This is a genomic window from Pseudomonas sp. ADAK13 (assembly GCF_012935715.1).
In the GTDB taxonomy this organism is placed as follows: Bacteria; Pseudomonadota; Gammaproteobacteria; order Pseudomonadales; family Pseudomonadaceae; genus Aquipseudomonas.
In genome coordinates this window covers 6473203-6500200 of record NZ_CP052860.1, presented here as the reverse complement: position 1 = coordinate 6500200, position 26998 = coordinate 6473203, and the positions used below count along the sequence as shown (strand labels likewise).

Here is a 26998-nt window from a genome sequence, read left to right as displayed (position 1 = left end):
GTCCGCCATGTCTGAAGAACGCAACAGCTTGCACAACCAATCCCTGGAAAAAGGCCTGTCGGTGCTCAAGGCATTCAGCGCCCAGCGCCGCAGCATGAGCCTTGCAGAGGTGGCCGAGGCCGCCGGCATGACCAAAAGCTCGGCCCAGCGCATGGTGTTTACCCTGGAGAGCCTGGGTTACCTTCGGAAACACTCGCGCACCCGCCATTACCAACTCACACCCCGGGTGCTGGAGTTGGGCTTCAGTTATCTGGATGCGCATTCGTTGATTGAAGTGGCCAACCCGTTCCTCTCGGAGCTGACCCGCCTGACGGGAGAAACCTCGTGCCTGACGGAGCCTGCGGGTTACGACATGACGTACATCGCGCGCTTCGTCAGCTCGGGCTTTGTGCCGGTGCACATGCCGATTGGCTCGCGGGTGCCGATGTACTGCACGGCGTCGGGCCGGGCGTATTTGAGTGCGTTGCCGCAGGATGAGGCGTTGGCGTTGATCGAGCACAGCCAGCGGGTGGCGCACACCAGCCAGACGCTGACGGAGGTCGACAGGATCATGGAGTCGTTGCAGCAAGTGCGCGAACAAGGCTATGCGGTGAATGGCCAGGAACTGTTCCTGGGCGACATGACCATCGGCGCGCCGGTGCTGGGGGCAAATGGCCGGCCGGTAGCGGCGGTGCACGTGGTGGCGCCCACCAGTCGGTGGAGCCGGGCGGATGCGGAGAAGCAGCTGGCGCCGGCGTTGTTGCAGTGTTCAAGGGCGTTGAGCAATTCGGCGCGCAATCTTGAATAGAAATGCTATCGAGCAGACAACACGATCAGTGTGGGAGCTGGCTTGCCTGCGATAGCGGAGTGTCAGCTCGCCCATTCGGTTCTGACCCACCGCTATCGCAGGCAAGCCAGCTCCCACATTTGATCTTCATTGTTCTTTGAGATTTATGTGAGCCCCAACAAAAAATGCGCCCCTTCGGGCGCATTTTTTTGTTCAGTCAGCTATCACCCTCAGGCAATCGCATCCCAGGCACGGTCACCGTTCTCGTCTTTGATGCGAGTCGGCAAGCCCATCACGTCCAGCGCTTTCAGGAACGGCTCAGCCGGCAGTTCCTCGACGTTGGCCATGTGCTTCACATCCCACTCGCCACGGGCAACCAGCAGCGCTGCAGCCACCGGTGGTACGCCGGCGGTGTAGGAGATGCCCTGGCTGTCGGTTTCGGCAAAGGCTTCTTCGTGGCAGGCCACGTTGTAGATGAACAGCTCGCGCGGCTGGCCATCCTTGGTGCCCTTGACCAGGTCGCCGATGCAGGTCTTGCCGGTGTAGCCCGGTGCCAGCGACGACGGGTCAGGCAGCACGGCCTTGACCAGTTTCAGCGGCACGACTTCCAGGCCTTCGGCGGTAGTGACCGGTTTTTCGGAGAGCAGGCCGAGGTTTTTCAGCACGGTGAACACGTTGATGTAGTGTTCGCCGAAGCTCATCCAGAAACGCACGTTGGGCACGTCGAGGTTTTTCGACAGCGAGTGCACTTCATCGTGGCCGGTCAGGTACAGGTTCTGCGAACCGACCACAGGCAGGTCGTCGGTGCGTTTGACTTCGAACATGGTGTTGCTGGTCCACTGGCTGTTCTGCCAGCTCCACACCTGTCCGGTGAATTCGCGGAAGTTGATTTCCGGGTCGAAATTGGTGGCGAAATATTTGCCATGGGAGCCGGCATTGACGTCGAGAATGTCGATCGAATCAATGCGGTCAAAATGCTTTTGCTGCGCCAGCGCTGCATAAGCGTTGACGACACCCGGGTCGAAGCCCACGCCAAGAATGGCCGTGATGTTCTTCTGTTTGCACTCTTCCAGGTGGTTCCATTCGTAGTTGCCGTACCACGGCGGGGTCTCGCAGACCTTGCCCGGCTCTTCGTGGATGGCGGTGTCGAGGTAAGCCACGCCCGTGTCGATGCAGGCACGCAGTACCGACATGTTGAGGAACGCAGAACCTACGTTGATGACGATCTGCGATTCAGTCTCGCGGATCAGTGCCTTGGTCGCTTCCACGTCCAAAGCGTTCAGCGCGAAGGCCTGGATATCGGCGGGTACCTTGAGGCTACCCTTGGCCTTGACGCTGTCGATGATGGCCTGGCATTTGGAGATGTTGCGCGACGCGATAGCAATACGACCGAGTTCGTCGTTGTGCTGCGCGCACTTGTGGGCCACCACCTTGGCGACACCTCCTGCACCAATGATAAGAACGTTCTTTTTCAATTGCTTTATCTCTCCTTTATCTGTCCGCTTTACGAAAGGCTGGACAGGTAGTCGTCGTAACCAAATTCACGAACCACTTCGACTGTACCGTCGAGTTGTTTCACTACGATGGACGGCATTTTCAGGCCGTTGAACCAGTTTTTCTTGACCATGGTGTAGCCTGCCGTGTCGATGAACGACAGTCGATCGCCGATGGCCAGCGGCTGATCAAATTGGTATTCACCGAAGATGTCCCCGGCCAGGCACGACTTGCCGCACACCATGTAGGTGTGTTCACCGTCGCTCGGTGCCAGCTTGGCGTTGAGGCGATAGATCAGCAGGTCCAGCAGGTGGGCTTCGATGGAGCTGTCTACCACGGCGAGGTTTTTGCCGTTGTAGAGGGTGTCGAGCACGGTCACTTCCAGGGAGGCGCTGTTGGTGATCGCCGCTTCGCCGGGTTCCAGGTACACCTGCACGTCGTACTTCTGCGAGAACGCCTTGAGGCGCTGGCAGAAGGCGTCGATGGCGTAGCCTTCACCGGTGAAGTGGATGCCGCCGCCGAGGCTGACCCAGTTGACCTTGTGCAGCAGCGCGCCGAAGCGTTCTTCGATGGTGTTGAGCATCTGGTCGAACAGGTTGAAGTCACCGTTCTCGCAGTTGTTGTGGAACATGAAGCCTGTGATCTGCTCGATCACGCCTTCGATCTTCACCGGGTCCCACTCGCCCAGACGGCTGAACGGGCGCGCCGGGTCGGCCAGCAGGTAGTCGGAGCTGCTCACCTGCGGGTTGACGCGCAGGCCGCGGGTCTTGCCTTCGCTACGTTCGGCAAAGCGCTGCAACTGGCTGATGGAGTTGAAGATGATCTTGTCGCAGTTATCCAGCATCTCTTCGATTTCATCGTCGGCCCAGGCCACGCTGTAGGCGTGGGCTTCACCTTCGAACTTCTGGCGACCCAGCTTGAGCTCGTACAACGACGACGAAGTGGTGCCGTCCATGTATTCCTGCATCAGGTCGAACACCGACCAGGTGGCGAAGCATTTAAGGGCCAGAAGAGCCTTGGCGCCGGACTGTTCGCGCACGTAGGCGATCTTCTGCATGTTGACCAGAAGCTTCTGTTTGTCGATGAGGTAGTACGGCGTTTTGATCATTTTCAGAGCCTGCGGCGGTGCCTGCCAAAAAAGGACACGCATTGTGCCCGCACTTGGGACAGATCGAAAGGTTAGTCAGCGGAATTTGCTGGCCCGGTTATAAGCTGGCCTGTGAATATGACAGCCTGTGGGTATGATGAGCCGCATTGCAAACGGATCCCGGCTTTGGCGACGAGAGGTGAGAATGGACGCATGGACACTGCATTGGCTGGAAGCTTCGGGGAGCCTGGCGGAGTTTCGCCCTGAGCTGATCCGTGAATTTGAAGCCGCCTACGGGGCAATTGCCGAACTGATGCCGCCGCCGCGCCTGGATGTCCTGATCCAGCGATTGCCAGGGGAAACCCTCCCGGAGCTGGGCCTGGTCGGCCGCGCTTATCGCAGCACGATGTTCAGCATGACCCTGGACCCCGACAACCCGAATTTCCTGGCCAGTTTGCGCAGTGGCTCGCTGCGTCGGCATGTGGTGCATGAGGTGCATCATTGCCTGCGCATGGCGGGGCCGGGTTATGGCTGGACGCTGGGTGAGGCGATGATCAGCGAAGGGCTGGCCGGGCAGTTTGTGCGGCGGGTGCTGGGCAGTGAGCCGGAGCTGTGGGAGAGGGCGCTTACACCCGGGGAGCTGCTGAGTTCGCCGGTAGAGCTCCAGCTTCTGGAGGCCACGTATTACGACCACAGTGAATGGTTCTTCGGCACCGGGGCAAGGCCCAGGTGGTTGGGGTACACACTGGGTTATCAGATGGTGGGTGACTGGCTGGCGAAGCAAGCCGAGGTGGACGCCGCCACATGGGTCAACGTGCCCGCAAAAGACATACTCGCCAACGCCGCCAAAGAGGGGCAGGTGGCCTGACCATCCAGCAACATCGGTCCCCTGTGGGAGCCGTCGAGCTTTAGCGAGGACGCGAAGGCGGCGGCACAGCCGATAAACAGGCTGCCTGACACACCGCTATCGCAGCCTCGCTAAAGCTCGACAGCTCCCACATGAGATGTTCAGCGAACTCCAAAACCCCGCCCACGCTGACATCAAACCGTCATCTCCCCATCGCCTGACTGCCACATTCCCCCGTTACTGTCCTCGCCAATGAGATCGATCTCAAGCGAGTGACAATGACTGATTTGAAAGACGTAGCCCGGCTCGCTGGCGTATCCCGCGCCACCGCCGCGCGCACCTTTGCTTCCCCGGAACAAGTGCGCCCGGCCACCCGCGAGCAGGTATTCGCCGCCGCCCGCGAGCTGGGTTTCAGGCCCAACCTGCTGGGCCGCCAACTGCGCCTGCAAACCACCCAGCTGATTGGCGTGGTGGTGCCCAACCTGCTGAACCCGGTGTTCGCCGAGCAGTTCCAGGCCATGGAGCGCGCCGCACGCCTGCGGGGCTATAACCTGCTGCTGGCGACCACCGACTACAGCGCCGAGCGCGAAAGCAGTGTGGTGGAAGAACTGCTGCGTCAGCGCGTCGATGGCCTGGTGCTGACCGTTACCGACGCTGAAAGCAACAGCGTGCTCCACAGCCTGGCCACGGAAGAAACCCCGTTCGTGTTGGCCTACCACCAACCCGACAACCCCAACTACAGCGCCGTCTCGGTGGACAACCGCGCCGGCATGGCGCTGGCCACCCGTTATCTGCTGGAAGCGGGCCATCGCCGCATCGCCATGGTCGCCGGCCCCGCGTTGCAGTCCGACCGGGCGCGCCTGCGTTACGCCGGGTATTGCGATGCCATGGGCGAGTACGGCCTCGACAGCCAACCGGTGATCGAAATGCCGGCCCACACCCAAGCCGAATTCGCCGCCATCGAGCCCTTCCTGCAAGGCTCGCAGGCGCCCACCGCGCTGGTGTGTTCCAACGATTTTCTCGCCATCAGCCTGATCGCCGAACTGCGCCGGCATGCCTGGAACGTACCCGAACAACTCTCGGTGATGGGCTTTGACGGCATTTCCCTGGGCACCCAGATGCACCCGACGCTGTGCAGCGTGGTGCAGCCCATCGCGCTGTTGGCCAGCACCGTGATCGACCAACTGCTGGCGCAAATCGCCGGCAACGCCCCGGTTTCCCATTGCCTGCCGTGCCATATCCGTCCGGGCGAAAGCACCCAACCCCATAAAGGAGACGCTTGATGAGCATGCTCAGTAAAACCCTGGCGGCATTGCTGCTGTGCGGCGCGGCCAGCCTGGCCCAGGCCGCCGACACCGCGATTTGCTACAACTGCCCGCCAGACTGGGCAGACTGGGGCACGCAACTCAAGGCCATCGCCACGAGCACCGGCGTGCAGGTGCCGCTGGACAACAAGAACTCCGGCCAGTCCCTGGCGCAGTTGGTGGCCGAGAAAGCCGCGCCGGTGGCGGATGTCGTCTACTACGGCGTGACGTTCGGCCTGCAAGCGCAAAAGGCGGCGGTGGTGGAGGGCTATAAGCCCAAAGGTTGGGAACAGATTCCCGCCGGCCTGAAAGACCCGGACGGCCAGTGGTTCGCGATTCACTCCGGCACCCTGGGCATCATGGTCAACGTCGACGCCTTGGGAGGCCTGCCAGTGCCGCAAAGCTGGGCCGACCTGCTCAAGCCCGAATACAAAGGCATGGTCGGCTACCTCGACCCGTCCAGTGCCTTCGTCGGCTACGTCTCGGCGGTGGCAATCAACCGCGCCATGGGCGGCGACCTCGACAACTTCGCTCCGGCCATCGACTACTTCCAGAAGCTCTCGAAAAACGCCCCCATCGTGCCCAAGCAAACCGCCTATGCACGGGTGCTTTCCGGTGAGTTGCCGATCCTGGTGGACTACGACTTCAACGCCTACCGCGCCCGCTACAAAGACAATGCCAACGTCGCCTTCGTGATTCCCAGGGAAGGCAGCATCAGCGTGCCTTATGTGATGAGCCTGGTGGCGAACGCGCCGCACCGCGCCAACGGTGAAAAGGTCCTGGATTTCGTGCTCTCCGATGAAGGCCAGGCACTCTGGGCCAAGGCCTACCTGCGCCCGGTGCGGCCGGTGAAGATGCCAGCGGACGTTGCCGCGCAGTTCCTGCCAGACGGCGACTACGCCCGCGCCGGTGTGGTGGACTACCAGAAAATGGCCGCCGTGCAGGAAGCTTTCGCCGCGCGTTATTTGAGTGAGGTCAAGTAAGTGAAGGCACTCTTGCGGCCAAACCCCGCTTGGGCCCTGGCCCCGGCGTTTGCGGTGCTGCTCGCCTTCTGGCTGTTGCCGCTGGCGCACTTGATCGTGCTGGGTGGCGAAAGCCGCGACAGCCACGGCAGCGGTTACTGGCAAGTGCTGAGCAGCGCGCAATACCTGGGCAGCCTGGCGCAAACCTGCGTGCTTGCGGTGCTGGTGACGTTGGCGGCGCTGCTGGTGGGCGGCATCACCGGTGTGTTTCTCGCGCGCCAGCACTTCTTCGGGCGTTCGGCGCTGGTGGCGTTGCTGACATTTCCCCTGGCGTTTCCCGGCGTGGTGGTGGGCTTCCTGGTGATCCTGCTGGCGGGCCGCCAAGGCTTGTTCGCCTCACTCGGGCTTCAGCTGGCCGGTGAGCGCTGGATCTTTGCCTATTCGCTGGCGGGGCTGTTTGTCGGCTACCTGTACTTTTCGATTCCACGGGTCATCCTCACGGTAATGGCGGCGTGTGAAAGCCTCGACCGTAGCCTGGAGGAAGCCGCCCACTCACTGGGGGCCGGGCATTGGCGGGTGGTGTGCGATGTGATTGTGCCGGGGCTGGCGCCGGCGTTGGCCTCCTGTGGGGCGATCTGTTTTGCCACGTCCATGGGCGCCTTCGGCACGGCGTTCACCCTGGGCACGCGGCTGAACGTGACGCCGGTCGCCATCTACAACGTGTTCACCAACTACGCCAATTTTGCGGTGGCGGCGGCGCTCTCGGTGGTGCTCGGCGCGGTGACCTGGGCCGTGTTGCTGCTGACGCGGCGCCTGGTGAAAAACGCGGGGACGGTCCTGTGAAGCGCTCATCGCTGTTTGTCATCCAACTGCTGTTTACCTTGCTGGTCTGTGCCTTCATGTTGGTGCCGGTGTTGATGTCATTGCTGGCGGGGCTGACGCGCAATTTCTTCGTCGGCCTGTCCAGCGGCCTGACCTTCGACTGGTTGATCCAGGTGTGGCAGGCCTACTCACCGACGGTCTGGCTCTCGCTGCAACTGGCCCTGGCCTGTGCGGTGTGCGTCTGCGTGATCGGCGTGCCGGCGGCATACGCCCTGGTGCGCATGAACAACCGCTTCAGCCGCGCCTTCGAGGAGTTGATGGTGCTGCCGGTGGCGATGCCTGGCCTGGCCAGTGCGCTGGCGTTGTTGCTGACCTACGGTCAGTTCGGCGGGTTTCGCAGCAGTTGGCTGTTCATCCTGGTGGGGCATGTGTTGTTCACCTTGCCGTTCCTGGTGCGCCCGGTGATGGCGGTGATGCAACGCCAGCAATTGCCGGTGCTGGAAGAGGCGGCGGCCAGTCTGGGAGCGGGGCCGATCCAGCGCTTTTTCAGCGTGGTGGTGCCCAACTGCCGGGCGGGGATTCTCGCCGGGGTGTTGATGGTCGTCACCCTGTCCCTGGGTGAGTTCAACCTGACCTGGATGCTCCACACGCCGATGACCAAGACCCTGCCGGTCGGCCTCGCCGACAGCTACGCCTCGGCGCGCCTGGAAATCGCCAGTGCCTACACCCTTATCTTTTTGCTGATGATCGTGCCGCTGCTGATTGCGTTGCAGGCCATCAGCGCTCGACTGTCCCGTGGAGAGCGTCGATGACCGCTATCACCCTTCGCCTGAAGGGATGCCGCAAGGCATTCGCCGACGGCACCGTTGCCGTGCAGAACCTCGACCTGACCATCGAGGGCGGCGAAACCCTGGCCATTCTCGGCCCGTCCGGTTGCGGCAAAACCACCACCTTGCGCTTGATTGCCGGCCTTGAGCGTCCCGATGTGGGCCAAGTGTTTTTCGGTGACCACGACGTCACCCGCCTGCCCATCGAACGGCGTGACGTGGGCATGGTGTTCCAGAACTACGCGTTGTTTCCCAACCTGGATGTGGCCGGCAACATCGTCTACGGCTTGAAGATTCGCGGCATCGCGCCGGCGGAGCGCAACAAGCGCTGTGACGAACTGCTGGAGTTGGTGGGCCTGCAGAATCACGGCAAGCGCAGTATCCATGAACTGTCCGGCGGCCAGCGCCAGCGTGTGGCACTGGCCCGCGCGTTGGCGCCACGGCCCAAAGTGCTGTTGCTGGATGAGCCGTTGGCCGCCCTCGACGCACAGTTGCGTGAGCGCCTGCGCAGCGAACTGGACCAGCTGTTGCGCGGCCTGGGCATCACCTCGGTGTTCGTCACCCACGACCAGGGCGAAGCCATGGCCCTGGGCGATCGCATCCTGGTGATGGAGCAGGGGCGTATCGTACAACTGGCCAGCCCCCGGGAGATCTACCAGCAGCCGGCCAACGCGTTTGTCGCAGGCTTTGTGGGCAACCTGAATGTCTTTTCGGTGCTGGATCGCACGGCCCATGGCTTGACCGTGTGCGGCGGTGAGCTGCCGTGGCACGAGCCCCATCAGCCGGCCACCGTGTACTGCCGCCCCGAACACCTGCGGGTGATGGAGCGCGAAGGGCACCTGCACGGGCACCTGCTGGCGCAGTTTTTCCAGGGCGCGCAAAGCCGTCTGCTGGTGGACGTCGGCGCCCCGCAACCGCTGCTGGTGGACAGCAACGACAACCTGCTTCATGCCGTCGGCGCACCGATTGCCCTGTCTATCGCCCCACACAAGCTGTTCACCCTGCATGCCTGAATTCAGAGAGCCTATGTTGAACCGTCCGTTTCTTGTTGCGCAGATCAGCGATCTGCACCTTAAAGCCGGCCAGCGCCTGACCTACGGAGTGGTCGACACCCTCGGTGCATTGCGCCGAGCGGTGGACCATTTGAATGCCAGCTACCCACGGCCCGATATCGTGGTGGTCAGCGGTGACCTGGTGGACTTCGGTCGCGCCGATGAATACGCCGTGCTGCACCCCGAACTGGCCCGTTTGCAGATGCCTTGTTACCTGGTACCGGGCAATCACGACCACCGCCAGCATTTGCTTGATGCCTTCCGCGATCACGCTTACTTGCCGCATGGCGCCGACGGCCCGCTGGACTGGGTGGTGGATGACTACCCGGTGCGCTTGATTGGCCTGGACTCGACGATTCCCGATGCCCATGGCGGCCAGTTACTGGACAGCCAATTGCACTGGCTTGATGAGCAACTGGCGCTGTGCCCGAACGTGCCGACCCTGGTGGTCTTGCACCACCCGCCGTTTATCGGCGGCATTGGCCATATGGACCGCGAGCCGTTCCGTAACGCCGCCGCGCTGGAAACGGTCATCGCCCGTCACCCCCAGGTGGAGCGCCTGTTGTGCGGGCATTTGCACCGGCCGATGCAGCGACGTTTCGGCGGCAGTGTGAGCTGTGTATGCCCGGGCACGTCCCATCAAATCGTGCTGGATTTGCAGGAGGCCGCACCGGCCCATTTCAACCTGGAACCGGCGGGTTATCTCTTGCACCGTTGGGATGAACAGCAAGGGCTGGTCAGCCACAACGGCGTATTCGGGGACTACCCGGGGCCGTATCCGTTTTATGACGCGGATGGGTTGATTGACTGAAGTCTGTTAATGCTTCTGGGCACTTAATGGTTTGGCATGAGTTGCGTGCTCATCCATTACCGGCTCAAACCCGCAGCGCAGGTAAAAGGCGGCGCCTTCTCGGGTGTCGGTAGACAAGCGCACAACACTGAACCGCTGCGCAGCGTGTTCCAGAAGCTGACTGACCAGGGCCTTGCCCACATTGCGCCCCCTGGAAGCCCGGGCGACGTACACCCGGCGTAGTCTGCCGACATCCGGCCCGGCGTAAGGGTCATGGGACAGCCCGCCTATGGCGATCAACTGCCTGTTGCTGAATACGCCCAACAGACATTCGCCGGGTCGAGCGAAACGGTTGGTGCCGCTATGCCAATCTGCAATCAGGCGCGTTAGAAACCTGAAACCTTCAGCTACCGCCTCTGTTTCCAGTGCCTGGATTTGGTCGGGCAATACCGAGATGGCACGTATCGACAATCCGTTCGTTGGTTCAGCCACTGCTATTTTCCAGCTCAAACCACCCCGCCTTGGATTCAACGCAGGAGTGCTTCTGCTTGCCAGGAAGGAAGGGTGTATCGAGTGTGGCGATCGCTATCGAAATCCAGTCGGGGTAAGCGCCGTTGGCATCAGACCAGAACAGCGACGAGCCGCAGTGTGAACAAAATTAACGAAACACACCCTCGGAAGATTCGTAAGCCTTGAGCGTTTGAAGCGAAGACGTGATGTGCACCGACGATTTCGGGGCGCTCGCGTACGTCGCAAACGCGGCGCCATGAACCTTCTGGCACTTTTTGCAGTGGCAATGAGTCACGGCTTTCAGCGGTGTGGATACTCTGTAGCTGACTGCGCCACACAGGCAGCTACCTTGGTGAAGTCCTTCCATGTTGATTCAATCCCAAGCTCAATGGAGTGACTATAACGCTCTCCCATGAGCCTGGAGCAAGTCCGGTCTCACGTATTGGTCTTCAACTTCGTCCACAACCGCGTCGCCAACCGCGCGATCGCCGGCGGCAGGTCCTCGACGATAAACAGCTTGTCCATCACGCTTTTCGGCGGGTAGATCGCCAGGTCTTGTTTTACCTCCGGGGTCACAAACTCATCCGCCGCGCTGTTGGGGTTGGCGTAGTGAATGCTGTTGCTGATGTTGGCAATCACCTTCGGTTCCAGCAGGTAGTTCATGTAGGCGTAGCCGTTCTTCTCGTGGGGCGCGCCCTTGGGCATCACCACCATGTCCAGCCACAACGTCGAGCCTTCATCCGGGATCGAGTAAGCGATGTTGATACCGTTTTTCGCCTCCTTGGCGCTGGCGGCGGCTTGCACCACGTCACCGTTGAAACCGATCACCGCGCAGATATTGCCGTTCGCCAGGTCGCTGATGTACTTGGAGGCGTGGAAGTACTGGATGTAAGGTCGGATCTTCAACAGTGCCTGCTCGGCCTTTTTGTAGTCGGCCGGTTCGTGGCTGTGGTGCGGCAAGCCCAGGTAGTTGAGGGTTATCGGCAGGATCTGCGTGGGGTTGTCGATGATTGCCACGCCGCAGGCGCTGAGTTTTTTGATGTTGTTTTCATCAAAAAACAGGCTCCAGGAATGGGTGACGTCGGTGTTGCCGAAGATCGCCTTGATCTTCTCGACGTTGTAGCCAATCCCCGCCGTGCCCCACATATAGGGGAAGCCGTACTGGTTGCCGGGGTCGTTGGTTTCCAGCTTCTTCATCAGCAGCGGGTCGAGGTTTTTCCAGTTGGGCAGCTGGCTTCGGTCGAGCTTCTGGATCGCCCCGGCCTTGATCAGCCGCGACAGGAAATGGTTGGACGGGCTGACCACGTCATAACCGGTGTTGCCGGTCATCAGCTTGGACTCCAGCACCTCGTTGCTGTCGTGAATGTCGTAGGTCGCCTTGATCCCGGTCGCCTGGGTGAAACGGGTCAAGGTGTCGTCGGCGATGTAGCCGTTCCAGTTGGAAATGTTCACCTCTTCGGCGGCGTAACTGGCTGCCGGGAGCGCGCTGAGGATGACTGCCAGGGACAGACTGTTGATGTGCATGTGAATCACCTTTGTTGAGGTTTTTTGTTCTAGATTTCGGTCCGCGCTCGCACCGTTTCCACGCCCATACGCAGCAGGGCACCGATGTCGAACAGCGGGCGGGGAGGCAGCCAGCCGGGTTGCGCCCGGTGCATCACGGATTGCAGCAGCGAGGAAGCCTGGCCCGACGCCCATTCGGCGAGCAGCCGGCCCCACAGCGTGCCGCGGGCGACGCCCGAACCATTGCAGCCCGCGACGGCGTACAGGTTGTTTTCGACCTTCGCGAAATACGGTTGCCCGCTGCGGGATGCGCTCAGGTGGCCGGTCCATGTGTGGTGGATGTCTTGTTCGGTGAGCCACGGGAAGCGCCGCTGCAAGCCCTTCACATGGTGTTGGCGCCGGTGCAGCAGCTCGCCGTTGGACAAGTCGCGGGTGCGGTATTCCGCCGTATTGCGGATCATCACCCGGCGGTCCGGTGTCAGGCGCACGGTAGCGCCCAGTGGCCGGGTGGACAGCACGCCCCACGGTTCTACCGCGCCGATACGGCGGTATTTCTCGTCGCTCAGAGGGCGGGTGAGGCTGGCGCTGAGTTCCATCGGGAACGTCGCGCTGGCCTCAAGGCCCACCCGTGGAATAAAGGCGTTGAGGCACACCAGCACCTGGCCGGCTTCAATGCAGGCGTCCAGGCCGTTGGCACGAATGCCGCCATTGGCCATGCGCTCAAGGCTGGTGATGTCGGTGTTCTCAAAAAGCGTGACGTTGTCGGGCAGGGCTTCCAGCAAACCCTTCACGTACTTCGCCGGTTGCAGCAGGGCGTTGCCGTTGCCGCACCAGATGGCGGCCTGGTAATGCTCGGTGCCAAGTGTTTGCGCGAGCGCCTCACCTTCCAGGAAGTGCGCTGAAGCGCCGACTGCCCGCAAGGTCGCCAGCTTGGCCTCCACATGATTGAGCTTGTCGGGATCATGCACGGCGAAGAAGTAGCCGCTGTCCCGGAAATCGCAGTCGATGGCATGGCGGGCGATGCGCTGGCGCACCTCGTCGCTGGCGGCGCGGGAGATCGAGGTGTCGACTTCGAAATCCGTGAAGCCTGCGTTGCCCATCAGTTCACTTTCAGCAGGGTGCTCATGGGCCACCACAAAACCCGAATTACGCGCCGAGGCGCCTTGGGCTGCACGCTGGCGGTCGACAATCACGATGCGGGCCTCGGGGTGCATCTCCGCCAGGTGATGGGCTGCACATAAACCGGTGATCCCGGCGCCGATCACCAGCCAGTCGGCTTTCTGCACGCCGGTCAGTCGGTCCCGGGCGGGGAGGCTTTCAGTCTGGGCAATCCAGCCACAGGTGTTTTCCATGATGATCCTCGGCTGTATGCGTGGTTCGCATGACTAAGTTCGGGCGACAGCTGGAATCTATAGGGCCTGTGGTGATACAACCAACGTTATAAAATCATCCAGCCATTCGGAAAACGCATGGATAACATCCGTCATGTGCCCTCGTTGCAAGGCTTGCAGGCGTTGGTGGAAGTCAGCGACTGCGCCAGCTTCACCGTGGCGGCACAGAAGCTGTGCCTGACCCAAAGCGCGGTGAGCCGCAAGATCCAGCAACTGGAAAGCCACTTCGGCGTGCCGATGTTCACCCGGACCAGCCGCAGCCTGCGCCTGACCGCCGAGGGTGAACAGGTGCTGGCCAGCGCGCGGAGCATCCTGGCGCAACTGAAGGGTCTGGAGGACCGGCTTTCGCCGCACAAACGCCCGTTTCGCATCCGCCTGCATGTGTCGCTGGCGGTGCGCTGGCTGCTGCCCAAGCTCAGCGACTTCTATCGCAACCATCCCGATATTTCCCTGGCGATTGAGACCGTCGCCACAGAGGTGGTTGAGCCGGCCAGTGACAGCGACGCCTATATTCTTTACCTGCCCAAACCCGACAACGAGCCTGCGCGCCTGACCTTGTTCCACGAGTCGCTGGTGCCGGTCTGCGCGCCGGGGTTGGGACCATTGGTTGCAATGGAACAGCTGGCGAACTTTGCGCTGCTGCATCGCTCGGCCGACAAACAGGACTGGATGACTTGGCTGGCCGCCAACGGTGCGCGGTCGCTGGATGATTACCGGCACATCCCGTTCAACCTCGACGAGCTGGCACTGGACGCCGCCGCGCGTGGGCTTGGGGTGGCGATGACCGACATGACGCTGGCGGCGGAGTCGATCGAGCGCGGTGTGCTGGTGGTGCCGTTTGGAGAGCCACTGACGACTGGCGGGGTGTATGCGTTGTGCTTGCAGCCATCGGCCGCCTCGCACCCGGGCTGCGGGCTGATCATGCAGTGGTTTGGGCAGCAGGCGCGGCATGCTAACGTCACCTCTTAACTTTCCAGCGTCAGCCTATCCATGAAAATGCCCGATATCGACGCCATCCAGGCGTTCGTCCTGGTCGCCGAACTCCAGAGCTTCACCCGCGCCGCCGATGCCATTGGCGGCACCCAGGCCGCCATCAGCCTGAAGATCAAGCGCCTCGAAGATAACCTCGGCCGCAAGCTGCTGGAGCGCACGCCGCGGCGGGTCACGCTGTCGGCCCATGGCCAGATGTTCCTCGCCAGCGCCCGGCGTTTGCTCGACAACTACCAGGACGCAATGAACTGTTTTGGCCCGCAGAAACGCACCTTGCGCGTGGGCGTCAGCCATCACATTGTCGGCGCCGACCTCAGCCTGTGGCTGCGACGGTTGGCCACCACCGACCCGGACGTCATCGTCGCGTTCAGCCTCGGCACCTCGCGGGACATGCTGATGAGCTACGAGCAAGGCAAGCTGGATGTGGCGATGATCCTGCGCCACGACAACCGTCGCCAGGACGGTGAAGTGGTGGGCGTCGAACGCTTTGGCTGGATGGCTTCACGGGATTTCGAATTGCGCCAGGGCGGGGCGTTGCCCCTGGCGATCCAGCCGGAACCCTGCGGCATGCGCAGCATGGTGATGGCGGCCTTGGCCGAGCAGAACCGTGCCTGGGAAGAGGCGTTTGTGGGCAGCGGCATCCTCGCGATCGGTGCTGCGGTGGTGGCGGGGATTGGCATCGGTGCGATGGTGGGGCGGATGGCGCCGAGTGGCTGCGTCGACGTGGAGCAGCGTTTCGACCTGCCGCCGCTGCCCAGTCGCGAAGTGGTGCTGTATACCGCGCAGCGGGACGCTCAGGCGCAGGCGCTGATCCGCACCTTGAGCGCCGATATTGCGGCCGACTGACCTAGAAAATCAGGCGCCCGGCCCAGGCCATCAACACGGCCAGGCTGCCGATGCCGAGGATGGCCACGCCTAGGGCGGCGAGGTGAACGAGGAGGGTGGTCAGCGGCGGATGCTGTTCCATGTGAGGGCTTCCTGGGGTGTTCGGGAAGCAAAAGTATGCTGAGCGCGTAGGCGTCAAAACAGACGCTGCCGGCTATTTCAGTGATAAGCAAGACCGAAGACTCATCCGGTCATCATGAGTGGAACTTGTGATCATCTGGAATAAAATGAGTTTGTCTCACTATCACCTCGTCCCGACAATGGCTCCCATACTTACACATTGGAGCTTTACGTCATGGCCGTTGCCCATTCCCTTGGATTCCCGCGCATTGGTCGCGATCGTGAACTGAAAAAAGCGCAGGAAGCGTTTTGGAAGGGTGAACTCGACGAAGCCGGGCTGCGCGCCGTAGGCCGCGAGCTGCGCAAGGCGCACTGGGACCTGCAAAAGATAGCCGGCATCGAGCTGCTGCCTGTCGGTGACTTCGCCTGGTACGACCAGGTGCTGACGCACTCGCTGATGTTTGGTGTGATCCCTGAGCGCTTCCGCCCGGTCGACGGCAAAGCCACCCTGCACACGTTGTTCGGCATGGCCCGTGGCGTCAGCGACAACCGCTGCGGCGGTGCCCACGCCCAGGAGATGACCAAGTGGTTCGACACCAACTACCACTACCTGGTCCCTGAGTTCAGCGCCGACCAGCAGTTCCAGCTGGGTTGGGATCAACTGTTCGAAGAGGTCAAGGAAGCCCGCGACCTGGGTCACACCGTCAAACCGGTGGTCATCGGCCCGCTGACGTACCTGTGGCTGGGCAAGGCCAAGGGCGGCGATTTCGACAAGCTCGACCTGCTGGACCGCCTGCTGCCGCTGTACGGCCAGATCTTCCAGCGCCTGGCGGACCTGGGCGTGGAGTGGGTGCAGATCGACGAGCCGATCCTGGTCCTGGACCTGCCACAGGACTGGAAAAATGCGTTTGAACGCGCCTACAACCTGATCCAGCGCGACCCGCTGAAGAAGCTGGTGGCCACCTACTTTGGCGGCCTGGAAGAGAACCTCGGCCTGGCCGCCAACCTGCCGGTAGACGGCCTGCACATAGACCTGGTGCGCGCTCCGGATCAGTACCCGGTCATCCTCGATCGCCTGCCGGCTTATAAGGTGCTGTCCCTGGGCGTGGTCAATGGCCGTAACGTGTGGCGCTGCGACCTGGAAAAAACCCTGGCCACCTTGCAGCACGCTCATCAGCGATTGGGTGATCGCCTGTGGGTGGCGCCGTCCTGCTCCTTGCTGCACAGCCCGGTGGACCTGGGCCGTGAAGACAAACTGGATGCAGAGCTGAAAAGCTGGCTGGCGTTTGCGGTGCAAAAGTGTGAAGAAGTCGCCGTACTGGCCCAAGCCGTGAATCAGCCTGACGCGCCAAGCGTGGTGGCCGCCCTGGCCGAAAGCCGCGCCGTACAAGCGGCCCGTGCCGCTTCCCCGCGTATCCACAAGCCGGCTGTGCAAGCGCGTGTGGCGGCGATCACCGCCAAAGACAGCCAGCGTCACTCGCCGTTTACCCAGCGTATCGAGAAACAACGTGCCGGCCTGAACCTGCCGCTGTTCCCGACCACCACCATCGGCTCGTTCCCGCAGACCGCCTCGATCCGCCTGGCGCGCCAGTCGTACAAGGCCGGCAAGTTGAGCGAAGCCGAATACGTCGAAGCCATGCACAGCGAGATTCGTCACGCGGTAGACGTGCAGGAAAACCTCGGCCTGGACGTGCTGGTGCATGGTGAAGCCGAGCGTAACGACATGGTCGAATACTTCGCCGAGCAGTTGGAGGGTTATGCCTTTACCCGCTTCGGCTGGGTGCAGAGCTACGGTTCGCGTTGCGTGAAACCGGCGGTGATTTTCGGTGACCTGAGTCGCCCGAACGCCATGACCGTGGCGTGGATCCGCTATGCCCAGGGCCTGACCAACAAGGTAATGAAGGGCATGCTGACCGGCCCGGTGACCATGCTGATGTGGTCGTTCCCCCGCGAAGACGTGAGCCGCGAAGAGCAGGCCCGCCAACTGGCGCTGGCGATTCGTGACGAGGTGCTGGACCTGGAAGCGGCCGGCATCAGGATCGTGCAGATCGACGAAGCCGCATTCCGCGAAGGCTTGCCGTTGCGTCGGGCGCAGTGGCAGCACTACCTCGACTGGGCCACCGAAGTGTTCCGCCTGTGCGCCTGCGGTGTGCGTGACGAAACCCAGATCCACACCCACATGTGCTACAGCGAGTTCAACGATGTGATCGAGTCCATCGCCGCCATGGACGCCGACGTGATCACCATCGAAACCTCGCGCTCGGACATGGAGCTGTTGGACGCGTTCGAAGCCTTCGCTTACCCGAATGACATTGGCCCGGGCGTGTACGACATCCACTCGCCCCGGGTGCCGGACGCCTCGGAAATGGCCAACCTGCTGCGCAAGGCGGCCAAGCGTATTCCGGCCGAACGCCTGTGGGTCAACCCGGATTGCGGCTTGAAAACCCGCGGCTGGCCGGAGACGGAAGCGGCGTTGATTCACATGGTGACGGCGGCGCGTCAACTGCGGGCTGAACTGGCGTGATCCAGGCACCCGGTATAACACGCCGGGTGAAGACCAAAAATGTGGGAGCTGGCTTGCCTGCGATAGCGGCGGACCCGCTTGCATCGTTGGCGCCTGATACACCGCCATCGCAGGCAAGCCAGCTCCCACAGGAATCTCCAGCGCTCAAAAAACCGTGAAATTGCCAGCACCGCCGATGCAGATTAGAATGCGATCAATTCTTAATTACGCTTGAGCCTCACCGCTCCGGCGCGCCCCGGTGATCGGCATGTCGTCTCCTCTCAATCTGCATATCCAGGACCTGTACTGCGAACACCATGGATGGTTGCACCGCTGGCTGGACCGCAAGCTGGGCAACGCCAGCGATGCCGCCGACCTGGCCCACGACACCTTTATGCGCCTGCTGACCCGCCAGGCCAGCAGCAACCTGGGCGCCGAACCACGGGCGTTGCTCACCCATATCGCCAAGGGCTTGATGATCGACAGTTGGCGCCGCCAGGAAGTGGAGCGCGCCTACCTGGAAACCATCGCGCACCTGCCCGAGCAGCATGTACCGTCGCCGGAAACCCGCTGGTTGATCCTCGAAGCGCTGTACCGCATTGAGGCGATGTTGCGGGACCTGCCGGAAAAGACCCGCCAGGCATTCCTGATGTCGCAGATCGACGGCCTGACCTACCAGCAGATCGCCGATGCGTTGGGCGTGTCGCTGATCTCGGTCAAACGCTACATGCGCGACGCCTTCCTGGCCTGCCTGAGCGTGGCATGAGCCAGTCGATCGATCCGCTGATCCTCGGTGAAGCCGCCGACTGGATGGTGCAGTTGCAGTCCGGCAGCGCCACCGACGAAGACCGCCGCGCCATCGCCCAATGGCAGGGCCGCAGCGCCCAGCACGCGCAGGCCTGGCAACGGGCGGAGGCGATTCTGGGGGATTTCAACACGGTGCCGGCGGCGATTGCCGGCGAGACCCTCAAGCGCATCGGGCGCAAGAAGCCCCTCGGCCGACGCCAGGCGCTCGGGCTGTTGCTGGCGGCAGGCCCGGCGACCTGGCTGGCGTATCGGCAGTTACCCTGGCAGCAATGGACCGCCGACCAGCACACGGCGATCGGCGAACAAAAGAACCTTACTTTGCCCGATGGCACGCGTTTGCTGATCAACACCGGCAGCTCGTTGAATATCGCGTTCTCCGAGCAGGTACGGCGCATCGAGTTGCTCAAGGGTGAAGTGTTGATCACCACCGCCAAGGACGCAGCCCACCGCCCGTTTATCGTCCAGACCCGCCACGGCACCGCCCGGGCCTTGGGCACGCGGTTCAGTGTGCGGGTGGGTGAGCAGCGCAGCCGAGTGGCGGTGACCGAAGGTGCGGTGGAGTTGCTGCCGGAGCATGCCAGCCAGGGCGTGATCGTCAAGGCGGGCGAGCAGGGCGCCTTCAGCGCAGACGGTGTGGCCGCTGTGGAGCCGTTGGACGTCAGCGCCCTGACCTGGGAAAACGGCATGCTCCTGGCCCAGCACATGCGCCTGGCGGACTTGCTGGATGAGTTGGGGCGCTATCGCGCCGGCATGCTGCGCTGCCATGACTCGGTGGCCAACCTCACCGTGTCGGGGGCGTTTTCCCTGCGCGATACCGACGCCAGCCTGCACCTGTTGCAGGAAACCTTGCCGGTTAAGGTCAGCAGCGTCACCGGGTATTGGGTGACGGTCGAGCCGCGCTGAACTTTTTTCAACGTTCGCTGATACCTTTTTCGTTGTCGTTCGGTGTAGGGGAGAACCCTCAACTTTGCGCCGCGCCGACAGGAATGCCCATGACCGCCAGATCGCTCCCAAACTGCCCCCGCCCCCTGAAAGCACTGAGCCTGGCAGTCGCCCTGGCGGCCATCGCGCCGCTGCAAAGCGCCCAGGCAGAAGACGCGGCGCAAAGCAGTGCGGCGCGCAGCTATCACCTCGCGCCGGGGCCGCTGGGGAATGTGCTGGCACAGTTTGCAGCGCTGTCCGGGGTGCCGTTGTCGTTCGATTCCACGCTGCTCAACGATCAACAAAGCCCGGGGTTGCAAGGCAGCTACAGCGCGCAATCGGGCTTTGCCCAGTTGCTGCAGGGCAGCGGTTATACCCTGCAGGGCACCGGCGCCAATGGCTACACCGTGGTGCCTCAGGCCAGCGGTGGCGCATTGGAGCTGGGCGCCACCACCATCAGCGGCGAGGCGAGCGGGGCGCAGGTGGACACGTACGGCGGCGGCCAGGTGGCACGTTCGGCACGCCTGGGCGTACTGGGCAACCGGTCCATCAGCGACGTGCCCTTCAGTGTGGTCAGCTACACCTCGAAAACCATCGCCGATCAGCAGGCGCGAACAGTAGGCGACGTGCTGCTCAACGACGCCTCGGTGCGCCAGTCGGCGGGGTTCGGTAACTTCTCCCAGGTGTTCACCATTCGCGGCCTGCCGCTGAGCACCGATGACATCGCCTTCAACGGCCTGTACGGCGTGCTGCCCCGGCAGATCATCACCACCGAAGCCCTGGAGCGGGTGGAGTTGTTCAAGGGACCGAACGCGTTCGTCAACGGCGTTTCACCCTCGGGCAGCGGGATCGGCGGCAGCGTCAACTTGGTGCCCAAGCGCGCCGAAGATACGCCCACCCGCAGCGTGACGCTTGATTACGCCAGCGACAGCCAGGCCGGCGGCCACCTGGACCTCGGCCAGCGCTTTGGCGAAGACAACCGCTTTGGCGCCCGGGTCAACCTGGCCAGGCACGGTGGCGACACCGCCGTGGATGACGAAAACAAAAGCTCGCAGTTGATTGCCGTCGCGCTGGATTACCGCGGCGAGCGCCTGCGGGTTTCCACCGATTTTGGCTACCAGAAAGAGCGCATCAATAATGGTCGTGCGGTGGTGTACCCGACCGGTACCCAGGTGCCCCATGCGCCGTCGGCCAACGATAACTACGCCCAGAACTGGAGCTGGTCGGAGCTGGAGGACACCTACGGCATGGTGAATGCCGAATATGATTTGAACGATAACTGGACGGCCTACGCAGCAGGCGGCGCCAAGCACACCCGGGAGAACGGCCAGTATTCATCGTTGTATGTCGGCAACGATGGCAGCGCCAAGGTGGGCTTCCTGTATTCGCCCCATGACGAAGACAACAAAAGCGCAATGGCCGGCTTGAACGGCCACTTCGCTACCGGGCCGGTGACCCATCAGATGAACTTCGGTCTGTCGGGGATCTGGGGCGAGCAACGCTCGGCTTATGAGGCGATCCTGGTGGCGAACCGTCAACCCGGCAACCTGTACAACCCGACGCAAACACCGCGGCCGACCAACACCTATTTCGGCAGTGATATTCACGACCCGCGTGTTGTGGGCAAGAACCGGATCAAGAGTGCGGCGGTGTCCGACACCCTGGGTTTTATTGATGATCGGGTACTGCTGACCCTGGGGGTGCGGCGCCAGACGATCGAGGTGGACAGCTGGAACACCGCCTCCGGTGTGCGGGGCACGCCGTATTCGGAGTCCATCACCACGCCGGTCTATGGCCTGGTGATCAAGCCGTGGGAGCACGTGTCGTTCTACGCCAACCGCATTGAAGGCCTGGCGCAGGGCCCGACGGCACCGCTCACGAACGTCACCAACCCTGGCGAGGTATTCCCGCCCAAGCGCAGCAAGCAGACGGAAGCCGGGGTCAAGCTGGACTGGGAAAGCTACGGCGCCACCCTGGGCGTGTATCGCATTGAACAGCCGAACAACGCCACCACCCGCTTCCCGGGGCAGCGGCTCGACACCTTTACTGTCGACGGTGAACAGATCAACAAAGGCGTCGAACTCAACGTGTTCGGTGAGCCCATTGACGGCCTGCGTCTGCTGGCCGGCGCCACCTGGATGGACACCGAACAGAAGAACACCTCCAACGGCGCCACCGACGGCAACCGCGCCGCCGGCGTGCCGCGCTTCCAGTACAACGTCGGTGCGGATTGGGACGTGCCGGGCCTCCAGGGCGCGGCGGTCAGCGCACGGATGCTGCGCACCGGTGGCGAATACGTCAACGCCGCCAACAGCCTGAGCATTCCGGCCTGGACCCGCGTCGACCTGGGCGCGCGGTATGGCTTCAAGGCCGACGACAAGTACATCACCTTGCGCGCCAACGTGGAGAACGTGGCGAACAAGGCGTATTGGTCGTCGGCGTCGACGGCCAATAACTACCTGACCCAGGGCGAGCCGCGGACCGTGAAGTTATCGGCGACGGTGGATTTCTAAGCCGCCCAAACGTATGAATACCTTGTGGTGAGGGAGCTTGCTTTGGTGAGGGAGCTTGCTGTGGCGAGGGGGCTTGTCCCCCGTTGGGCTGCGCAGCGGCCCCAAAAAAGCTGGGAGCGCTACGCACTCCAACGGGGGACAAGCCCCCTCGCCACAACAAGCCCCGCTAACCACAACAAGCCTCCTTTGCCACAAAAGTCCCTGCACCAGACCTCCAGCTTGAGCGGGCTGCACAGCCATAAGGTCAACCCGCCTTCACTTCAATCCGGTCAAACCCCTTGAGGCGATACAGCATTACCGAGATCGCCCAACTGGCCACAAAGATCCCGATGATCATGTAGCCCAGCATCCCGAAGCTGTCGTTCAGCGCGCCGATAAAGCCCCAGAACGCCCCCTTCAAATCCAGCTGGTCACCAATCAACCCCAACGCTTCAATACTGCCGATCACCACCGCGACCACCACCGACACCAGGGTGATGCTCATGTTGTAGTAGATCTTGCGGATCGGCTTCATGTACGCCCAGCCATACGCCCCCAGCATCAGATGACCGTCGAGGGTGTCCACCAGGGACATGCCCGCACTGAACAGCAGCGGGAACACCATGATCGCCCACGGCGAAAGACCCTGTGATGCCTGTGTCGCAGAGATCCCCAGCAGCCCGATCTCGGTGGCGGTGTCGAAACCCAGGCCGAACAGGAAACCCAGCGGGTACAGGTGCCAGCTGCGGCTGATCAGGCGAAACACCGGGCGGAACAGCCGCGCCATAAAGCCACGGTCTGCCAGCAACAGGTCAAAGTCATCCTCCACGTACGCGCCGCCCTGGCGCACATGACGCCAGGCCTTGTAGATCGCGTGCAGGATCACCAGGTTCATCAAGGCGATCACCAACAGGAACGAGGCCGAGACCGACGTGCCGATCACTCCGCCGATGGCCTTGAAGCCTTCAAACCGGTCCTGCATCGCCGACGCCGCAAACGCGACGCCAATGGACGCCAGCACCACCACCGAAGAGTGCCCCAGGGAGAAAAAGAACCCGACCGCCACCGGGCGTTTGTTTTCCTGCATCAGCTTGCGGGTGACGTTGTCGATGGCAGCAATATGGTCAGCATCCACCGCATGCCGCAGCCCGAAACCGTAGGCCAGCAACGCGGTGCCGAGCAGCACCGGATGATCATGGAACGCCACCAGCGCCCAAACCCAGGCGGCCACGTTAATGCCGATCAATACCCCGTAGATGCCAAACAGCTTGGCGCGAACCTGGGTGTTGGAGTCACTGAAAATCTGGGCGAGGCGTAGGATCATCAACAATACCTTTGTGCAGTAGAAACATTCAGACACATTCCGAAACTTTAAAGGTTTTGTTTAGAGTGATGATGAAATTTGGGGCGTGAGTGAGGAGAGGGTTGTGACGACGATGGAAAATGGATCGCGGGCGGTTATTGAGTTCTGGAAGCAAGCGGGGCCGAAGCTTTGGTTTGCCAAGGATGAGGCGTTTGACCAGCGCTTTCGGGAGGCTTTTTACACGTTGCATTTACAGGCGGCCCGGCGTGAGCTGGAGGGCTGGATGCAATCACCTGAAGGCGCGCTGGCGTTGTTGTTGCTGCTGGACCAGTTCCCGCGCAATACCTTTCGTGGCACGGCGCATATGTTCGCCACCGACCCGCTGGCGCGCCTGTATGCGCGGCAAATGGTCGAGGCGGGGATGGACACGTTGATTGAAACCCCGTTGCGGGCGTTTTGTTATTTGCCGTTCGAGCATTCTGAAGACCCCGAGGATCAGCAATTGTCGGTGGCGCTGAACAAGGAACTCGATGCCAATACCTATCACTGGGCAAAAGAGCATGCCCGCATCATTGAGCGGTTCGGGCGCTTTCCCCATCGTAATGAGGTGCTGGCCAGGGTCACGACAGAAGAGGAGCGGGCGTTTCTGGAGAGCGGTGGCTTTTCGGGCTAGGCCTCTGATTCGGCCACGATGTCCCTGGCGCCCGCCTGGCGAAAACGCCGAACACCTTTGAGATCGATCGCCCAACGCAACGCTTGCGTCGCCGACGGGCGTTCGCCGTGGGTGATTGCCGCCTCATCGGTGGCCAGTTTACCGAGGTAGCCCTGCTGGCCGCCGCGTTCGCTCCAGTAGTGGGTGTGGCTGAGCCAGGACCTGGCCAGCCAGCCTTTCCACTTGCCCACGGTGACCGGCAGGTCCAGCACGCCGGCGCCCATCACCGGGCTGACCGGGCCGCCGACGATGTCGCCAAACAGGCCCATTGGCGCAGGGAAATAGAGGTTGGTCCAGCGGGTCACGGCGAACGCGGCGGCGTGGTGCAGGTACAGCGGTGAAAAGGGGCGCTGGCCCACCGTGAGGGAAAGCCGGCCGCTGTAGCCATAGCCCTTTTCGTCGCGTGTGGGCGGGCAGGCGGGCGCTTCGCGGCGTTCGATGCGGCGCTGGAAGTCGCTCACGCTGCGGCCCAGTAGCAGGCTGGCGTGGGCCATGGGGCTGCCGACGGTGACGAGGTCGGTGATGCGCCACGGGTTGCCGAGGTTGCGTTGTTCGATAAAGGCTTCGGCCTGTTGCTCGCGAAACCGCAGCAGGCTTTGCAGGCGACCGTCGAGGGCGTTTCCGGCCCGGGGCAGCGTGTCCTGGACCACCGGTTGCAGGCGCTCGTGGTTGGCGTAGCGGTCGGCGAGTTCCGGGCTGTTGGGGTGCAACTGGTCGTGATGTTCGTGCCACAGGTAGCCGACGATGTCGTAGGCAATCACGCTGCCCAGGCTGTGGCCGACGACGATGATGCGGTCGTAGTCGCCCTTGTCGTGCAGGGCCCGCAGCAGGTCGACGCCATCGGCGCGGATCTGTTCGCGCACCGCCACGTTCTGCGGGTTGGGGCTCAGGTAGCGGGCGGCGTCGCCGAGGTACGACAGCGCCGAGTACTTCAAGCCCAGGCCGATCACCGCCAGCAGCACCGGGATCAGGGCAAAGGGATTGTCACTGTGGGGGAACCGGCCATACAGCGTCGCCAGGGTGCCGCTGACCAGCAGCACGAGCAGGGCCAGCACGGTCCAGCGGGTGGCGCGCCAGATCGGCACGATAGCGGTGGGAATATCCCGGCGCGGGCGCTTGAAAATATCCCAGAGCCAACTCAGCAGGTGGCCGACCTTGGTGCCCTGCATCTTGTGGGCCCAGTAGTACTCGTAGAAATCCGTGGTGTTGCGGCCCGCCGACTTCAACACGCGCAAATCGAAATTGCGCGAAAAACGGTCGGGTTTGCTCCAGTAGAACGGCGTGGCCTCGGGGGTGTCCGCCGGGATCATCGCTTCCACGAAGCTGCGCAGGGTGTCCATCGGGCGCTGCTCGCCGATGCCGTGGATGACGACTACCGCTTGTTTCATCTATTGATCGTTCCTTGATCTGTTTTTGGGTGTAAAGGGCAGGGTGGCTAGACGCCATAGTATTGCCATTATCGCTGGTATTCCAGACAGGAATGCCCCCATAAAAACCCTGCATTTCATTTGCGTCCCGGGATCTCGTAGTGTGGCGTTCCAGCCAAGGAGATCCCGTCGTGAACAATCGCTCGCTACGCCTGTACGTTGACGCCCACTTCACCAGCCCCTACGCGATGTCGGCGTTCGTAACCCTGCGGGAAAAAGGCCTGGAGTTCGAGCTGGTCACCCTGAACCTCGACACGGGTGAGAACCAGTCCGAGGCGTTTGCCCAGTTGTCGTTGACCGGGCGTGTACCGACCCTGGTGCAGGGTGAGTTTGCGTTGTCCGAGTCCTCGGCGATTACCGAGTACCTGGAAGAAGTGTTCCCACAGGTCCCGGTGTACCCGGCAGAACCTCGCCAGCGGGCGAGGGCGCGTCAGGTTCAGGCGTGGTTGCGCAGTGACCTGATGCCGATCCGGCAGGAACGTTCGACCCTGGTGGTGTTTTACGGGCTCAAGGGCGAGCCGCTGTCGGCGGCAGCGCAATCGGCAGCGCAAAAGCTGATCAGCGCGGCACAGGCGCTGCTGGCTGACGGGCGCGACTACCTGTTCGGCGAGTGGTCGATTGCCGACGTGGACCTGGCCGTGATGCTCAACCGGCTGATCCTCAACGGTGACAGCGTGCCCGCCAACCTGGTGGCGTACGCCCGGCGCCAATGGCAACGGCCTTCGGTCCAGGAATGGGTCAAGCAGGCACGACCGTCGCTGTAGCCACCTTCTCAATTACAAAGTGAATCCTGGTCCATGAATATACTGTCGAGTGACTCCCGCCTGCCGCTGTACCAACGCTTTCGGGATCATCTGATTGAGCAGATTGCCAATAACCACTGGCGAGCCGGGGCGGCGATTCCCCCTGAGGCGGTGCTGTCCACCCAATACCAGCTGTCCACCGGCACCGTGCGTAAAGCCATCGAGGCGTTGGTCGGTGAAGGCATCCTGGAACGCCAACAAGGCCGGGGTACGTTTGTGCGCCGCCCGAAGTTTCAATCGTCGTTGTTCCGGTGTTTCCGCTTCCAGGGCCCGGGCGGCGAATGCCAGCTGCCACAGAGCCGGATCCTGTCGGTCAAGCCGGTGAAGGCGCCGTTGTCGGTAAGCGAGGTGTTGGGGCTGGAGCCGGATGCGCCGGTGATTTGCATCGTGCGGGTGCACGTGCTGGACACCGGGCCGGTACTGGCCGAGGAAATCTGGCTGCCGCGTACGCGATTCCAGGCGCTGTTGGACGTCGACCTGACCCGTCAGGGCTTGTTGCTGTACCCGACCTACGAAGAGGTATGCGGGCAGGTCGTGGCGTCCGCCGAGGAAGCCCTCACCGCCGAATCCATCGATGAGGTGTGGGCGCGCTGGCTGCAGGTGCCGGTGGGCAGCCCGGTGATGGTGATCGAGCGGCTGGCCCGGGATTACGCCGGCCAACCCCTGGAGTTGCGACGCGGCCGTGGCCATGCCGAACACTTCCGTTACCGCGTGGATATCCGCTGAGCCCGTTGCGCGCG

24 protein-coding genes and 1 pseudogene are annotated in these 26998 nt (G+C 62.4%); 17 read left to right on the top strand and 8 right to left on the bottom strand.

Annotated elements, in window-relative coordinates:
- The first annotated feature begins 7 nt into the window (after window positions 1–7).
- Window positions 8–787: an IclR family transcriptional regulator gene (locus HKK54_RS30020; protein WP_008435411.1), complete on the top strand. Its 780-nt coding sequence runs from the start codon at window positions 8–10 to the stop codon at window positions 785–787.
- A 209-nt stretch (window positions 788–996) separates the two neighbouring features.
- Here the strand turns inward: HKK54_RS30020 and HKK54_RS30015 are convergent, their stop codons facing one another.
- Both HKK54_RS30015 and HKK54_RS30010 read right to left on the bottom strand, forming a co-directional pair.
- The gene (locus HKK54_RS30015) at window positions 997–2241 is read right to left on the bottom strand and encodes a saccharopine dehydrogenase family protein (RefSeq protein WP_003211412.1); all 1245 of its coding nucleotides are present in this window, start codon (window positions 2239–2241) and stop codon (window positions 997–999) included.
- 29 nt (window positions 2242–2270) lie between these two features.
- Window positions 2271–3368, bottom strand: a complete 1098-nt coding sequence (locus HKK54_RS30010) for a carboxynorspermidine decarboxylase (protein ID WP_010171870.1) — start codon at window positions 3366–3368, stop codon at window positions 2271–2273.
- A 184-nt stretch (window positions 3369–3552) separates the two neighbouring features.
- On the opposite strand from HKK54_RS30010, the gene HKK54_RS30005 reads away from it, so the two are divergent.
- The 7 genes from HKK54_RS30005 (at window position 3553) to HKK54_RS29975 (ending at window position 9972) form a co-directional block, all read left to right on the top strand.
- Complete coding sequence (locus HKK54_RS30005; protein WP_169388838.1) at window positions 3553–4215, top strand: DUF2268 domain-containing putative Zn-dependent protease; 663 nt, start codon at window positions 3553–3555, stop codon at window positions 4213–4215.
- A gap of 257 nt (window positions 4216–4472) precedes the next feature.
- Window positions 4473–5477, top strand: a complete 1005-nt coding sequence (locus HKK54_RS30000) for a LacI family DNA-binding transcriptional regulator (RefSeq protein WP_169388837.1) — start codon at window positions 4473–4475, stop codon at window positions 5475–5477.
- Window positions 5477–6481: an ABC transporter substrate-binding protein gene (locus HKK54_RS29995; protein ID WP_010171864.1), complete on the top strand. Its 1005-nt coding sequence runs from the start codon at window positions 5477–5479 to the stop codon at window positions 6479–6481. The genes HKK54_RS30000 and HKK54_RS29995 overlap by 1 nt, the downstream gene beginning before the upstream one ends.
- Window positions 6482–7303, top strand: a complete 822-nt coding sequence (locus HKK54_RS29990) for an ABC transporter permease (protein WP_169388836.1) — start codon at window positions 6482–6484, stop codon at window positions 7301–7303.
- Window positions 7300–8094: an ABC transporter permease gene (locus HKK54_RS29985; protein ID WP_169388835.1), complete on the top strand. Its 795-nt coding sequence runs from the start codon at window positions 7300–7302 to the stop codon at window positions 8092–8094. The genes HKK54_RS29990 and HKK54_RS29985 overlap by 4 nt, the downstream gene beginning before the upstream one ends.
- Window positions 8091–9122, top strand: coding sequence for an ABC transporter ATP-binding protein (locus HKK54_RS29980; protein ID WP_169388834.1), 1032 nt, complete (start codon window positions 8091–8093; stop codon window positions 9120–9122). The genes HKK54_RS29985 and HKK54_RS29980 overlap by 4 nt, the downstream gene beginning before the upstream one ends.
- Window positions 9123–9138: 16 nt before the next feature.
- Window positions 9139–9972, top strand: a complete 834-nt coding sequence (locus HKK54_RS29975; RefSeq protein WP_169389393.1) for a phosphodiesterase — start codon at window positions 9139–9141, stop codon at window positions 9970–9972.
- Between the two features lie 6 nt (window positions 9973–9978).
- Here the strand turns inward: HKK54_RS29975 and HKK54_RS29970 are convergent, their stop codons facing one another.
- From HKK54_RS29970 to HKK54_RS29955, 4 genes and pseudogenes are all read right to left on the bottom strand, one after another.
- On the bottom strand, window positions 9979–10443 hold the full coding sequence (locus HKK54_RS29970; protein WP_169388833.1) for a GNAT family N-acetyltransferase: 465 nt from the start codon (window positions 10441–10443) through the stop codon (window positions 9979–9981).
- Window positions 10436–10828, bottom strand: a pseudogene (locus HKK54_RS29965) (GFA family protein). Before HKK54_RS29965 ends, HKK54_RS29970 begins: the two are co-directional and overlap by 8 nt.
- Before the next feature lie 68 nt (window positions 10829–10896).
- Window positions 10897–11985 carry a polyamine ABC transporter substrate-binding protein gene (locus tag HKK54_RS29960; RefSeq protein ID WP_169388832.1) on the bottom strand — a complete coding sequence of 363 codons (1089 nt, stop codon included), beginning with the start codon at window positions 11983–11985 and terminating at the stop codon, window positions 10897–10899.
- Window positions 11986–12014: 29 nt separating this feature from the next.
- Entirely contained in the window at window positions 12015–13316 is a 1302-nt protein-coding gene (locus HKK54_RS29955; RefSeq protein WP_169388831.1) for an NAD(P)/FAD-dependent oxidoreductase, read from the bottom strand.
- A 117-nt stretch (window positions 13317–13433) separates the two neighbouring features.
- Here HKK54_RS29955 and HKK54_RS29950 point away from each other — a divergent pair, with 117 nt between their 5' ends.
- The 6 genes from HKK54_RS29950 to HKK54_RS29925 all read left to right on the top strand — a co-directional run bounded on the left by HKK54_RS29950 (window position 13434) and on the right by HKK54_RS29925 (window position 22034).
- Window positions 13434–14324, top strand: a complete 891-nt coding sequence (locus HKK54_RS29950) for a LysR substrate-binding domain-containing protein (RefSeq protein ID WP_169388830.1) — start codon at window positions 13434–13436, stop codon at window positions 14322–14324.
- Window positions 14325–14345: 21 nt separating this feature from the next.
- Entirely contained in the window at window positions 14346–15191 is an 846-nt protein-coding gene (locus HKK54_RS29945) for a LysR family transcriptional regulator (protein WP_029615953.1), read from the top strand.
- Window positions 15192–15525: 334 nt separating this feature from the next.
- On the top strand, window positions 15526–17814 hold the full coding sequence (gene metE, locus HKK54_RS29940) for a 5-methyltetrahydropteroyltriglutamate--homocysteine S-methyltransferase (protein ID WP_169388829.1): 2289 nt from the start codon (window positions 15526–15528) through the stop codon (window positions 17812–17814).
- Window positions 17815–18061: 247 nt separating this feature from the next.
- Complete coding sequence (locus HKK54_RS29935) at window positions 18062–18559, top strand: sigma-70 family RNA polymerase sigma factor (RefSeq protein ID WP_088422446.1); 498 nt, start codon at window positions 18062–18064, stop codon at window positions 18557–18559.
- Window positions 18556–19503, top strand: coding sequence for a FecR domain-containing protein (locus tag HKK54_RS29930; RefSeq protein WP_169388828.1), 948 nt, complete (start codon window positions 18556–18558; stop codon window positions 19501–19503). The genes HKK54_RS29935 and HKK54_RS29930 overlap by 4 nt, the downstream gene beginning before the upstream one ends.
- Window positions 19504–19592: 89 nt before the next feature.
- Complete coding sequence (locus tag HKK54_RS29925) at window positions 19593–22034, top strand: TonB-dependent receptor (RefSeq protein WP_169388827.1); 2442 nt, start codon at window positions 19593–19595, stop codon at window positions 22032–22034.
- 244 nt (window positions 22035–22278) lie between these two features.
- Here the strand turns inward: HKK54_RS29925 and HKK54_RS29920 are convergent, their stop codons facing one another.
- Window positions 22279–23337 (bottom strand): HoxN/HupN/NixA family nickel/cobalt transporter, encoded by a 1059-nt coding sequence (locus HKK54_RS29920; protein ID WP_169388826.1) that lies wholly within the window; start codon window positions 23335–23337, stop codon window positions 22279–22281.
- A 112-nt stretch (window positions 23338–23449) separates the two neighbouring features.
- On the opposite strand from HKK54_RS29920, the gene HKK54_RS29915 reads away from it, so the two are divergent.
- Complete coding sequence (locus HKK54_RS29915; RefSeq protein ID WP_169389392.1) at window positions 23450–23989, top strand: DUF924 family protein; 540 nt, start codon at window positions 23450–23452, stop codon at window positions 23987–23989.
- Here HKK54_RS29915 and HKK54_RS29910 read toward each other — a convergent pair.
- Window positions 23986–25416, bottom strand: coding sequence for a hypothetical protein (locus HKK54_RS29910; protein ID WP_169388825.1), 1431 nt, complete (start codon window positions 25414–25416; stop codon window positions 23986–23988). The two genes, HKK54_RS29915 and HKK54_RS29910, sit on opposite strands and share 4 nt — an antisense overlap.
- Before the next feature lie 170 nt (window positions 25417–25586).
- Here HKK54_RS29910 and yfcF point away from each other — a divergent pair, with 170 nt between their 5' ends.
- Entirely contained in the window at window positions 25587–26219 is a 633-nt protein-coding gene (gene yfcF / locus HKK54_RS29905) for a glutathione transferase (protein WP_169388824.1), read from the top strand.
- A gap of 33 nt (window positions 26220–26252) precedes the next feature.
- On the top strand, window positions 26253–26984 hold the full coding sequence (locus HKK54_RS29900) for a GntR family transcriptional regulator (protein WP_169388823.1): 732 nt from the start codon (window positions 26253–26255) through the stop codon (window positions 26982–26984).
- Window positions 26985–26998 lie beyond the last annotated feature (14 nt).